Below are 13,095 nucleotides of genomic sequence, written 5' to 3' on the forward strand. Positions count from 1 at the left end.
GGTGTGCTCCTAGCTTGACGTCAGTGGTGAGCCGGATGCGATCTGCCGGTGGGGCAGCCGCAGGTCATTGCGGTGACACGCGTCCCCAGCGGAGGGCCGGATCGGCGTGCACCACGAAGTACGGCTGGTTGGAGAGGTGAACCGGGTCGAGGCGGGGATAGAGAGCGGTCCCGTGGGGACTGCGGACCTCGACGAAGTATTGAAGGGAGTACGGACCTGATGTGCAGTCGGCAGGGATATCCAAGCTGAACCGGTCCCCGTCCGCGACCGTCGATGCCACGAGCCATGACGCGGCCTGGTTCACCGGCCGGTAGTGCACCCGGATGGACACGTCAGAACCTGCGGGAGCCGCGAAGGAGAGCTGAAGCCGTTCACCCTTCTTGAAGGCCGGCGGCGGGACGTGGCCCAGCTGAGGCTGGAGCCTGGGCGCAGTGCGGGTGGCCACTCCAGGACGGTCGGCGTGCCGGAGGCAGTCGTTACCTGCGGCATGGCTGGTCAAGGCGGCGATATCCCTGTCAATGCCTGGTAACCGGTCGACCCAATGACCACGTTGGTAAGGCGCTCGGCCGAACGGGAGGTCGCGTTGGTACGCGTCCGCCGAGTCGGCTGCCTGCTGCCACGCATCCCGCGCTGAGCGGTATTCGGCCAGGGCCGAGTCGAGCACGGCCACCTGGGCGGTCCGTTCGTGCCACCGCCAGGCCACGGCGGCCCGGAACTTGTGGGCGAAGAACTGGCCGAGGTGGGCGAGGATCTCGACATCGATCGCCAGCCGTCGGAAGGCTTCGCTCAGGTCGGTGAGCTGACGTGCCGAGCTGAGGTGGTCCAGAGCGGACTGGGCCAGAAACTGCAACCAGTCAGCCACCTCCATCGGCGAGTACTTGGCTGTGGCTTCGTCACCCAGCAGCGAGTCGACGTACTCGTCGACGGTGGCGAAGAGCTCCGGGTCCAGGGTGCTGGTGTTGCCGAAGGTATATGGAGGGGTCATGTCGAAGCGTGAGTCCGGCTGCCAACCAAACGGCGCGAACGGGTTCTCTGCCGTGTGCTCGTCTGCCACCAGGGGGATGTTCGTGTACATCTCGGGCCAGTACGCGTTCCCCGCCACTGATGGCGCGTGCGCCGTCAGGACCAACGGCAAGATGCGGCTGGCGAAGCCCAGCGCCGCCTCGCAGTCGGCGGTGCCGGCTCCGAACCGGCTGCGGAGGTAGCGACGCCACGACTCGGGGTCCGCGCCCGGATCATAGCTCAGGCGGCCCCAGAGCCGGAGGGTGTAGAGATACTTCTGCCACCCGCTAGACCCGGGCCCGGAGAGCTCAGGGTCACGGTAGAGGTCCCGGTCTGTTCGGGGCGTCTGCTGCTCCAAGGGGCGGCTGGCTGAGTCCTTGCGGCCAAGGAACGTGAGAGGTTCGAACCACTCGATTCCCTGGGAACCCGCGAAGGTGGCCTGTCGGCCGATGCCGGCCGCCATGGCTGGGTCGCCCCACAGGAGTACTCGCTGGGTGCCCGGCCAAACTCGGTGCAGGAGTTGGTATTCGGCGTCGTCGCGGGCGTAGTCCGCGTACCCGTAGCGGGTGAAGCTCCGCCGCCGGGTGGTCGCTGCGCCATCGCGGCCGTCGGCGGAGTGCTCAGCTGCGGAGCCTCCGACTCCGAACTCGCGGGACCGGATCGACGCCTGGTGATAGGGCAGGCCCATATGCTCTCCCCAGTACTTCGTGGACAGCGTGAACGGCGCATCATGGCTGCCCAACACCTCCAGCAGTTCGTCGTTCACCCCCTTGGCGTGCGCGTCGAGCCGGATGGGGCGTGCCACCCTGTCCAGGGCTGCGGTGACGACGCGCCAGAAGTCGTGCGTGGGCTCGGGCACCCCACCCTCGAAGTGCACCCGGAAGGTGAGGGCGCTGATCTCAGGACAGGCTCGCAACAGCATCTCCAACGCCTCGCCGCAGTAGGTCGCATGGTTGGACGCGTCGAGGCCAGAGATCAGCCACCTCTCCGACGGGATCACGGGGTCGAGTCGGTAGGCGTGGTTCCACAGACCGAGGCCGAACTCGAGACCACGTAGGGAGGCCGCTGACGCGATGTACTGCAGAGACTCCAGGTTCCGCTGCCGCTCGTCCTCGGTGAGTCCCGCCACTGCCACGTCGTACCCGGGCACCGAGAAAAGGAAGGGGTAGACAAAGCAGAGATAGTTGTCGGTCACGCGCTTGTCGATCAGGTAGTCGTAGGCCAGCCCGAACCCGAGGCTGAAGCGGTTGAACCGCTGCACGGCCAGCTCGGTGAGATATTCGTCCCAGAACCCGCGGTCATGGAACCAGGCGGAATCCGTTGCGTGGCAGGAGAACATGCGGCTGACACTGCGGACCGCGACATGCGGGTGCTCGTAGCGCGCCGGCAGGGTCGACAGCGCGGTAGCAGGTGTGTCGCTGCAGCGCAGAATGTCACTGAGCTCCGTCAACGCGTAGACGGCGCCCGCTTCGTCGGCCACCACGATTGCCAGGGTCTGGCTCTCGGCTGGGGTCCGGGCCATGGCGAAGGACTCCGCCGGCAGCTGTTCGGGGGCGGCTGCCGCCTGCATAACCTGGGCGGCCAGCGCTCCGCCCGGAGCAGCCAGAAGCACGCGTTGCCCGGCCTCGTGAGGGTGGTCGGTGAGGGTCAGCCCCCGGTTTCGAGCCGTCGCCCGGAGGAAGTCGATGGCCCAGGCTGTGGAGGCGTGCACGGGGACCGGTCGCTCCCAACCGACGAATACCCTCCGGGACCGAGTCACGCGGAAACTCAACCCCTTCCGGCTGCAGTGTGTCCGTGACAACCGAGGCTAGGGTGTCCACCAATTGAAGTCAATCTTCCGGCTTGTGGAATGTCGCCGCGAAGAAAGTTTGGCCGGGGATATTGCCGGATCGAGACCTTCATGCCAATCTGTCCAACATGCGGTCTTGACCATTCACCATGCGAAAAGAGCAACGATGCCTTCGGATCCCGTGTCCACCCTGAGAACAACTGTGAGCCGCTCGCTGAGCGGACCGACGGTGGAGTGGGCCCTCGGCCGACTCGACAGCCGACTGCAGAGCCGTGGTCTGCACAGGTCCGACGGCGAGGACGGTGACGGGCCTCTGCTGCGGATCTCGCCCGCGGTCGAGGTGGCCGAAGACGCCACGCCGCATGCCGCCAGTGGTGGGGTCGAGGCCTTCGACTACGTCCCCGAGCCGGATGGGTCGATCACGATCGCCGCGGGTGGGGCGATCGGAGCGGCCTATGGGCTGATCGGCCTCGGTGACCGCGTTTCGCTGCGAGGCTCGTGGGAGGCGGCGTTGGACGGTATCGGCGCTGCAGGTGGCAGCCCCGCGGTCCCGGTCCGCGGAATCGTGCGCTCGTTCTCGAGCGTCGATGAGGACCTTCCCTGGTTTCGCGACCACACTTTCTGGACCGAGTATCTCGACTGGATGGCCGAGTCGCGGTTCAACCGGTTCCACCTGGCCCTCGGAATGCAGTACAACTACGGGGCCGACCGTCATGGTGCGACCGACAACTACCTGTGCTTCGCCTACCCGTTCCTACTCGAGGTGGACGGTTGGGACGTCACAGCGGACGGCGTGACGCCGGAGGAGCGGGACGAGAACCTGCAGATGCTGCGGTTCATCTCGGCTGAGACCAAGCGCCGCGGCATGTCTTTCCAGCTTGGGCTGTGGAACCACGCCTACGACTACGGACGGGACTCGCGGCACCGCTACGAGATCCTGGGCCTGACCCCCGAGACTCACGGTGACTACTCCGCGGCCGCACTGGCTCAGTTGCTGGCGGAGTGCCCCGATATCGACGGGCTGACCTTCCGCGTGCACTACGAAGGTGGCATCCACGACCAGGATCACGAGATCTTCTGGGAGAAGGTCTTCGCTGGAGCGTCCGGATCCGGCCGGAGCCTTGAAATCGACATGCACGCCAAGGGTGTGGACAAGGCTTTGCTCGATGCCGCAGCCAAGCCCAATCTGCGGCCGGTCCTGTCGGCGAAGTACTGGGCTGAGCACCAAGGTCTTCCCTATCACCAGGCGTCCATCCGGCGTCGGGAGGAGGCCAAGCCGATCCCACCCGGCCACGAGATGACCGGGGTCACCGAATTCTCGCGCCGGTTCACCCGGTACGGGTACGCAGACTTTCTGAGCGAAGACCGCGAGGCGGAGCTGATGTTTCGGGTCTGGCCCGGAACTCAGAAGCTGCTCCTCTGGGGCGACCCCGAGCAGGCCGCGGGTTACGGGCGGCTGGCGACGTTCGGCGGCTCTCAGGGCGTAGATGTGTGTGAGCCGCTCTTCTTCAAAGGCCGCAAGGGCTCTGGTGTCCCGGGTGGCCGCGACCCCTACATCGCCCCCGATCTCCAACTGGGCCTGGCGGACTGGACGAAGTACCGCTACACCTACCTGGTGTGGGGCAGGATGCTGTTCAACCCGGACGCGCCGGCCGACGAGTGGCGAGCGTTTCTCACCGAGACGTACGGCGACCATGCCGACAGCGTGGAACGTGCCCTGTCACCGCTCAGCAGAATCCTGCCACTGGTGACCGTCGTGCATGGGGTCGGCGGATCCAACAACGGATACTGGCCGGAGATCTACACCAACCTTCCGATCACGAGCGGCGTGGACCCCGGCCACTATGGCAGTGACACCGATTCGCCTCCGGTGTGGGGCACCGTGAGCCCATTCGACCCAACGACGTTCTACATCATCAACGAATACGCCAAGGACCTTGTCGACGGCACGGTGGGAGCACGATATACACCGTGGGAAGTGGCGCAATGGTTGGAGGGGTTCGTCGCTGAGGCCGAGGAGCACCTGAGCGCACTACGGCTGGTGACCAGCCAGGAAGCCCAGTTTCGCCGTACCGTGATCGACCTCGAGGTGCTCAGCTGCCTGGGTCGGTTCTTCGCGGCCAAGTTCCGGTCCGCGACCCAGTACGGGGTCTACCAGCAGTGCGGCAGCGGGGCGGCGCTGCGCTCCGCTGTGGCGGAGAACGTCAAGGCGCGTGACGCCTTTGCCACGATTCTCGATCGGGTCGAGGGCATCTACCAGGAGGACCTGAAGTTCGGCGACGGCGCCTCCGAGCACGGGCACTGGGCGCTTCGCCTTCCCGCTGTCGAACGGGATCTCCAGGCGATGAAGGCGGAACTGGACGCACTGCAGGCGCCTTCGGACGTGCCGGCGCCCGCCCACCCCTTACGAGCGGCCACCAGCGGCATCAGACACACGCCGCCGGAGGCGTTCCGGCGCGGTGAGGATCTAGCGATCAGCCTGGACTCCCACGATGCGACGGTGCGTGGGGTGACGCTCTGCTATCGGCATGTCAATCAGGCTGAGCACTATCAGACTGCCACGATGCAGCGCAGCGGCGACTCTTTCGAAGCGGTGATACCGGCCGCCCACACCGGCTCAAGCTATCCCCTGATGTACTTCTTCGACGTCGACCTGGGCGAGACCCGCAGTCTGCATCCGCGCTTCAACGCGGCCCTGTCCAACCAGCCCTACCACGTCATCTTCAGTGAAGACCGACGACCTTGATGGTCCTGTACCGCGGCCATCATCTGCTGAGGCGATGGGCACCGAAGCGACTGTCACGAGATCGTCACGAGGCATTGACCTGGACCGGTGGGAGCCGTAGAGTCATGGCAAGCGATTCCGCATGGTGGAGTCGTTCTGCCGCTTAATGGAGATTCCACCTGATCTGCACCGCAGGTTCGTGATCGCCCAGCCGGTCACATTCCCGCATTCCCACCACTTCAGCATCAGATTGACGCCTTCAGCGCCGTCGCCAGGGCGCGAGGTCGGTACTTCCGTCAGTAGCACACTCACAGCGACGCTCGTGAAAGGCAGACGCAATGACGCACTTCATGCCACGCAGACAGTTCCTGGCCCTGGGAGGGAGTCTGGCCGGGGCTTCCCTCCTGGGCGGCTGCGGACTCTTCTCCATGGACCCGAAGAAGGAGAGCAGCGGAGGAGCCGGCAAGAAGGGACTCCAGTCCCCGATTCTGGACGACCGAGTCAAGTCCGGCGCCCTTCCGCCCGTCGAGCAGCGGTTGCCCACCAAGCCCCGGGTCATCCAGCCGCTCCAGCAGGCCGGGATCTACGGTGGGACCCTGCAGACCGGGGACGTGAGCACTGACCCCAGCTGGATGTGGATGACCGTCACCCACGACCATCTGGTCACCTGGGACCCGGGCTACAGCAAGATCATTCCCAACGTCGCCGAAAGCTTCGAGATCGTCGACAATGGGAAGGAGTACGTCTTCACCCTTCGCGAGGGAATGAAGTGGTCCGACGGTGAGCCCTTCAACGCCGACGACCTGCTGTTCTGGTACAAGGAGATCCTGCTCAACAAGAGTCTCACCCCCGTTGTCCCCAGCCAGCTGAAGGTGGGCGACAAACCCTTGACGGTGGAGAAGCTGGGCGAATACCAGGTGAAGTTCTCCTTCCCTTCGCCGAGCGCGCTGTTCTTGGAGCAGCTTGCTCCGCACGGTCCGCCTTTCAGGCTGATGCCCCGGCACTACCTGGAGAAGTTCCACAAGAACTTCAACAAGTCGCTGCCCGATGACTGGGCTGAGACGTTCCTGCAGAAGATGGATGAGCTGGAGAACGTCGACCTGCCAGTGCTCAGCGCCTGGATCCCCAAGAACCCGCACGGCGACGGTGGCCGTCAGGTGTGGCAACGAAACCCCTTCTACTGGAAGGTCGACGCCGACGGCAGTCAACTGCCCTACATTGACGAGGTCGTTTTCACCTTCTTGGAGGAGGGGCCCTTCCTGCTGCGCCTCGCCAACGGTGACATCGACTTCTACCAGCGGGCGGAAATCACGGTGCCCAAGAACCAGCCGGTGCTGAGCGAAGGCCAGAAGGCGGGCGACTACAAGCTGGTCAAGCTCAAGGACCCGAACCACAACACCATCGGCATCTGCTTCAACCTGACCCACAAGGACGCGACGAAGCGCCGGATGTACCAGAACAAGGACTTCCGCATCGGGCTGTCACATGCCATCAACCGTCAAGAGATCATCAACCTGGTCTACCTACGCCAGGGGGAGATCTGGCAGACGGCGCCGCGGCCGGACGTCCCGTTCTACGACTCCGACGACTTTGGGAAGCAGTACACCGAGTTCAACCTGGACTTGGCCAAGCAGCACCTGGAGAAGGCGGGTTACGGCAAGTTGGATGAGAGGAAACGACGTCTCGGCGCCGACGGGAAGCCACTGGTGATCACCGTTCTCTGCCAGTCGCGCTATCCCGACATGATCGATGCCATGGAGTTCATCAAGCGCACCTGGTCTCAGGTCGGTGTGGAGCTGAGAATCGACACCGTGAGCTCGGAGCTGGTGTCGACCCGGATGGACGCCAACGACTACGACTGCACCCTGGACAAGGGCGAGGTCGGCTACCTGGACCTTCTCGGAGATCCGCGGTGGCTGTTCGCGACCGGCGGGTCGTCGTATGCGCCACTCTGGTCTCGTTGGTATGAGGGCGGTACGCCCAACGAGGAGCCACCTGAGGCGATGAAGCGCCAGATGGCGATCTACCGGCAGAAGGTCTTCGCCTCCACTGACAAGGATGTCCAGTACGCCGGCATCCGCGAGATCATCGAGATCGCCCGCGACGAGTTCTGGACGATGGGGATCAGTCTGCCGGGGCAACCGTTTGCGGTGGTGAGCAACCGCATGCATAACGTGCCTGGGGACGACCAGATGTGGCTGTCCTTCAAGGCTCCCTATCCGGCGGTGACCAATATGACCCAGTACTACATCCAGTGACGTGATGCCGCTGCCAGCACCCATGGGCGTCGCAATGTTCTCATTGAAGGGTTTGGTGATCTGATGCTCGGGTTCATGGTGCGGAGGATCCTCTACATGATCCCGACGTTGTTCCTGATCTCGATCGTGGCCTTCGCCATCATCGCCTTGCCGCCGGGCGACTACCTGACCACACTGATCGCCCAGATGCGGGCCCAGGGCGGCGACGTGGATCCGGCACGGATCGCGGCGCTCGAGGTCCGGTACGGATTGAACGAGCCGGTGTACGCCCAGTACCTGAAGTGGATCTCGTCCATCATCATGCACGGGGACTTTGGCCAGTCCTTCCAGCTCAATCGGCCGGTCAGTTCGGTGCTGGCGCAGCGCCTCCCGTTGACCGTCACCATTGCCGTCTTCACCCTGCTCTTCACCTGGGTGGTCGCCTTTCCGGTCGGGGTGTACTCGGCCGTCAAGCAGTACACGTTGGGTGACTACGTCGCGACGACGATCGGATTCCTCGGGCTGGCGGTGCCCAACTTCCTGATCGCCTTGGTGCTCATGTTCATTGGCTATCGCTACTTCGGCCTGAGCGTCGGCGGGCTCTTCTCCCCGGAGTACATTGACGCCGGTTGGAATCTGGGCAAGCTCGTGGACATGTTGAGCCACATCTGGGTGCCCGTCGTGGTGCTTGGTATGGCAGGAACCGCTGGCCTGATCAGGATCCTGCGCGCGAACCTGCTGGATGAGTTGCGCAAGCCCTATGTCGTCGCCGCCCGCGCGAGAGGCGTTCCCGAGCGTCGGCTGATCATGAAGTATCCACTGCGGGTCGCCATGAATCCGTTCATCTCGACTGTGGGCTGGATCTTGCCGGTGCTGGTCTCCGGGGAGGTGATCGTGGCCCAGGTGCTGTCGCTGCCCACGACGGGACCCGTTCTGCTCAGCTCGTTGTTGAGTCAGGACATGTATCTCGCAGGATCGATCATCTTGATCATGAGCGTGCTCACCGTCATCGGCACGCTTCTGTCCGATTTCGCTCTGGCCTGGCTCGACCCTCGGGTCCGGCTGCGCGGGTTCTCGGGGTAGGGAGCGCCATGACTGAACATCCGTCCAACGTCGGCGTCGATCCCGCGCTCGATCCTCCCGCAGAGCCGACTTCGCGGTCAGAGCCGCTGCTGATCAAGGAAGCCCCGGCGGCCGAGGAGGCGATCTACACCGCCAGTCAGTCCGAACTGGTCTGGCGGGCGTTCAAGAAGCACAAACTGGCCATGGTCGGCGCCGTTGTCGTCATCCTCTTCTACCTGATCGCATTGTTCGCCGAGTTCCTGGCTCCGTTCAACACCGACAACTTCGACCAGAACTATGCCTACGCGCCTCCGCAACGGATCCACTTTCTGGACACCTCCGACGGGGTGGACTTCGGGCTGTACGTGAACGGCTACACCGCCAAGGTGAATCCCGAGACTCTGGCAGTGCAGTACCAGACGGACAAGTCGGTCAAGATACCCCTCCAGTTGTTCGACCGGTCCGCGGAGCCCTACCGCATGTGGGGGCTCTTCGAGGGGAACGTGCACCTCATCGGCCCGGTCGACAACAAGCAGCCGATGTACCTGCTGGGATCGGACCGCAACGGTCGGGACATGCTCTCGCGGGTCACATACGGGACTCGCGTGTCGATGACGATTGGTCTGGTTGGGGTGACGATGGCCTTCGTCCTCGGGGTAGTGCTGGGCGGTGTGTCCGGCTATCTGGGCGGCAAGATCGACACGGTCATCCAGCGCATCGTCGAGTTCTTCATGTCCGTCCCGTCGCTGCCGCTCTGGCTCGGGTTGGCCGCCGCCGTTCCCTCGGGTTGGGGAGCACTCCAGCGGTATTTCGCCATTACCTCGATCTTGGCCATCTTCGCCTGGACCGATCTCGCCAGGGTGACTCGTGGCCGTTTCATGTCCTTACGCGAGGAGGAGTTCATCACCTCAGCGCGACTCGACGGCAACCGCCCGCACCGAATCATCTTTCGGCACCTGTTGCCACTGTTCACCAGTCACCTGATCGCCTCGCTGACCTTGTCGATCCCGTCCATGATCTTGGCCGAGACGGCCCTGTCGTTCCTGGGGCTGGGTCTGCAACCGCCGGTGGTCAGCTGGGGCGTCCTGCTGCAGGAGTCGCAGAACATCCGCACGGTGGCGACGGCACCGTGGTTGATGTTGCCGGGTCTGGCTGTTGTGGTCGCTGTGCTGGCGTTGAATTTCGTCGGAGATGGGTTGCGCGATGCCGCCGACCCCTACAAGCAGTAGGAGACGCCATGTCACAGCCAGAAATTCTGCTCGAGATCAAGGACCTCAAGACCCACTTCTTCCTGCACGAGGGAATCGTGCGTGCTGTTGACGGTGTGAACCTGACCGTCCCGGCGGGGAAGACGATCTGTGTCGTGGGCGAGTCCGGCTGCGGGAAGAGCATCATGGCGCGGTCGATTCTGCGGCTGATCGAACGGCCGGGACGCATCGTCGGCGGTGAGCTGCTGTGGTCGGGACAGAGTCGTGGCGGTGGCACCGTCGAACAGCGGAACCCGGACGACCAGGGGGCGAAGCGGCCGGGCACTGTCGACCTGGCGACCCTGGACGCGAGCAGCGAGGAGCTCAGAAACATCCGGGGTGCCCAGATAGCCATGGTCTTTCAGGAGCCGATGGCATCCCTTTCTCCCATGTACACGGTGGGCAACCAGCTCACCGAGGCGATCCGGCTGCATCTCCCGATGAGCCCGAGAGAGGCTCGGCAGCGGGGTCTCCAGTTGCTGGAGCATGTGGGCATCCCGCGTGCTTCCCGGATCATGGAGAGCTACCCGTTCCAGCTCTCCGGCGGGATGTGCCAACGCGTCATGATCGCCATTGCCCTGTCCTGCGGGCCGCAATTGCTGATCGCAGATGAGCCGACGACTGCTCTGGACGTGACCACGCAGGCCAGGATCATCGATCTGCTGCGCGACCTGCAGGACGAGACCGGAATGGCCATGATGTTCATCACCCACGACCTCGGGGTGGTTGCGGAGGTGGCGGATGAGGTCGTCGTCATGTATCTCGGCACGGTTGTCGAGCAAGGCAACGTCGACGACCTGTTCCACGATCCCCAGCACCCGTACACCAAGGCCTTGCTGCGCTCGATCCCCAAGATGGGCAGCGGGAGGCGCGAGGCCCTGGCGACCATCCGAGGTCAGGTGCCGCACCCCCAGAACCGGCCGGCGGGGTGCCCGTTTCATCCGCGCTGCGACTATGCGATGCCGGGTCTGTGTGACCAGGTGGAGCCGCCGCTGGTGAAACTGGGACCGCGGCGAGTCTCACGCTGCGTTCTGCACGATCGAGCCTTGATGGCCAGCCATGGTGTGTCAGCTACCGAGCAGAAGGAAGACGCATGAGCGGGGAGGGTCCCAATCAGGTGAGCGACAGTCAGACCTTGCTGAAGGTCGAGGAACTGGCCATGAGGTTCCCGGTCCGTGGCCGAGGGCTGTTCTCACGGACGACCGGCTGGGTGCATGCCGTCAATGGCGTCAGCCTAGAGGTCAAGAAGGGTGAGGTCCTCGGCCTTGTGGGGGAGTCCGGATGCGGTAAGACGACCTTGGGCCGGTGCATCGTGCGCAGTCTGAAGCCCAGCGAAGGACATCTGTACTACCGGCAGCCCAACGGCGAGACGGCCGACCTCGCCACCTTGGGAACTAGTGACCTGCGGCCGCTGCAGCGGCAGATCCGGGTCATCTTCCAGGATCCGTTCTCCTCGTTGAACCCACGGATGACGATCAGGCAGATCGTGGGCGACCCGTTGAAGGCCAGCGGGTTGTCGGGCGGGTCAGAGCTGGAGGACCGAGTAGCAGCGATGCTTCGTCGCGTGGGGCTTTCGCCGGGTCACATGCACCGCTATCCGCACGCCTTCTCCGGTGGAGAGCGGCAGCGGGTCAACATCGCCCGAGCGTTGATCATGGAACCGCGGCTGGTCATCGCCGACGAAGCTGTGTCGGCTCTCGACGTGTCGGTGCGGGCCCAGGTGCTCAACCTGCTCCGTGATCTGCAGGACGAGTTCGACCTGACCTATCTGTTCATCTCCCACGACATGTCGGTGGTCGAGAACATCTGCGATCGGGTGGCGGTGATGTATCTAGGAAAGATCGTGGAGCTCGCTGACACGGCGGAGCTTTACGCGGAACCACAACATCCCTACACGGAAGCCCTCTTGTCGGCGGTGCCCAAGCCCGATCCGCGGCTGCGCGGTGCAGGTCGCCGGATCAGGCTGTCGGACGACTTCCCCGACCCGGCGAGCCCACCCTCGGGCTGCTTCTTTCACACCCGCTGCCGGTACGCCGACGATCAGGACTGCGTCAACCGGCGTCCCGAGCTGCGCAGCGTCGGGGCGGACGGACATTCGGCTGCGTGCCACTACAGTGAGAAGCTCGAGCTCGCCCCAGCCGTTGAACCGGAGCTAGCGGACGACGTGAGCATCACTAGCCCCTGATCCTCAGCGTCTGGGGACCACAGTCAGCATGGAATCAGTCCCCGGTGCTGTTGATCGCCGTGGCCAGTTCGGCAGCGACCTTCAGCAGGTATGGGCCAACACTTTCGGCAACCTCCGGCGTCAGCCGGGCTGAAGGACCAGACACGGAGATCGCGGCTTGGATGCCAGTGCCCAGGACGGGTGCCGCGATACAGCGCACCCCGATCTCCTGTTCGCCGTTGTCTTCGGCCCAGCCGCGCTGACGGATCCGCTCCAGGTCCTTCATCAGCTCGTCGGCGGTGGTGATGGTCTGCGTGGTCATGGCCGGCATTCCGTTGCGCTGGAGGATCTCCTTCACGGACGAGTCTGGCAGCTGTGCCAATAGAGCCTTGCCTACTCCCGTGCAGTGCGGCAGTACGCGGCGCCCGATCTCGGTGAACATCCGCATCGAATGCCGGGACGGGACCTGTGCCACATAGACGACGAGATCGCCTTCCCGAATGGCGAAGTTCGACGTCTCTTCGGTGAAATTGACCAGTTCGGTCAGGAATGGCTTGGCCGTCGCCCCCAGCGTCTGACTGGCAACCTCGCCCAGCCGGATCAGCCGTGGGCCGAGGGCGTAGCGTCGTGAGGGCGTTTGGCGGACATGACCCAACGCGACCAGGGCCTTGAGCAGTCTGTGTACGGTCGGGAGGGGGAGTCCGGAAGTGGTCGACAACTCGCTGATGGTTACTGAGGAACCGTGGTCAGCGATCAGGTCCAGAAGTTCGAAAGCACGCGAGACCGTCTGGACGCCATTCAAGGGCTTATCAATGACCGCCGCCTTCGGTTTCAGAGCACGAGAACATCTCGTCATTATACAACTGCGC

Annotated in this window: 8 protein-coding genes; 6 read left to right on the forward strand and 2 right to left on the reverse strand. The window is 64.1% G+C overall.

Going from position 1 to position 13,095, the window contains the following annotated elements:
• Nucleotides 1-64: 64 nt before the first annotated feature.
• Complete coding sequence (locus JOE57_RS09440; RefSeq protein WP_204917455.1) at nucleotides 65-2,761, reverse strand: hypothetical protein; 2,697 nt, start codon at nucleotides 2,759-2,761, stop codon at nucleotides 65-67.
• Between the two features lie 232 nt (nucleotides 2,762-2,993).
• Here JOE57_RS09440 and JOE57_RS09445 point away from each other — a divergent pair, with 232 nt between their 5' ends.
• The 6 genes from JOE57_RS09445 (at nucleotide 2,994) to JOE57_RS09470 (ending at nucleotide 12,247) form a co-directional block, all read left to right on the forward strand.
• Nucleotides 2,994-5,537 (forward strand): hypothetical protein, encoded by a 2,544-nt coding sequence (locus JOE57_RS09445; RefSeq protein WP_204917456.1) that lies wholly within the window; start codon nucleotides 2,994-2,996, stop codon nucleotides 5,535-5,537.
• Between the two features lie 329 nt (nucleotides 5,538-5,866).
• The gene (locus JOE57_RS09450; protein ID WP_204917457.1) at nucleotides 5,867-7,774 is read left to right on the forward strand and encodes an ABC transporter substrate-binding protein; all 1,908 of its coding nucleotides are present in this window, start codon (nucleotides 5,867-5,869) and stop codon (nucleotides 7,772-7,774) included.
• A 75-nt stretch (nucleotides 7,775-7,849) separates the two neighbouring features.
• Nucleotides 7,850-8,836 (forward strand): ABC transporter permease, encoded by a 987-nt coding sequence (locus tag JOE57_RS09455; protein ID WP_239578902.1) that lies wholly within the window; start codon nucleotides 7,850-7,852, stop codon nucleotides 8,834-8,836.
• Between the two features lie 8 nt (nucleotides 8,837-8,844).
• Nucleotides 8,845-10,044 carry an ABC transporter permease gene (locus JOE57_RS09460; protein ID WP_204917459.1) on the forward strand — a complete coding sequence of 400 codons (1,200 nt, stop codon included), beginning with the start codon at nucleotides 8,845-8,847 and terminating at the stop codon, nucleotides 10,042-10,044.
• A gap of 8 nt (nucleotides 10,045-10,052) precedes the next feature.
• Complete coding sequence (locus tag JOE57_RS09465; protein WP_204917460.1) at nucleotides 10,053-11,159, forward strand: ABC transporter ATP-binding protein; 1,107 nt, start codon at nucleotides 10,053-10,055, stop codon at nucleotides 11,157-11,159.
• Between the two features lie 20 nt (nucleotides 11,160-11,179).
• Complete coding sequence (locus JOE57_RS09470) at nucleotides 11,180-12,247, forward strand: ABC transporter ATP-binding protein (protein WP_338041236.1); 1,068 nt, start codon at nucleotides 11,180-11,182, stop codon at nucleotides 12,245-12,247.
• A 34-nt stretch (nucleotides 12,248-12,281) separates the two neighbouring features.
• Here JOE57_RS09470 and JOE57_RS09475 read toward each other — a convergent pair whose 3' ends face one another.
• Entirely contained in the window at nucleotides 12,282-13,028 is a 747-nt protein-coding gene (locus JOE57_RS09475; RefSeq protein ID WP_239578903.1) for an IclR family transcriptional regulator, read from the reverse strand.
• Nucleotides 13,029-13,095: the final 67 nt, after the last annotated feature.

Origin of the sequence: Microlunatus panaciterrae (assembly GCF_016907535.1) — a bacterium.
Taxonomy (GTDB): domain Bacteria; phylum Actinomycetota; class Actinomycetes; order Propionibacteriales; family Propionibacteriaceae; genus Microlunatus; species Microlunatus panaciterrae.

Bases quoted from the DNA above. Each gene is read 5' to 3' on its own strand.
- JOE57_RS09450 (WP_204917457.1), top strand. From the start codon at position 5,867: ATGCCACGCAGACAGTTCCTGGCCCTGGGAGGGAGTCTGGCCGGGGCT.
- JOE57_RS09455 (WP_239578902.1), top strand. From the start codon at position 7,850: ATGGTGCGGAGGATCCTCTACATGATCCCGACGTTGTTCCTGATCTCG.
- JOE57_RS09460 (WP_204917459.1), top strand. From the start codon at position 8,845: ATGACTGAACATCCGTCCAACGTCGGCGTCGATCCCGCGCTCGATCCT.
- JOE57_RS09465 (WP_204917460.1), top strand. From the start codon at position 10,053: ATGTCACAGCCAGAAATTCTGCTCGAGATCAAGGACCTCAAGACCCAC.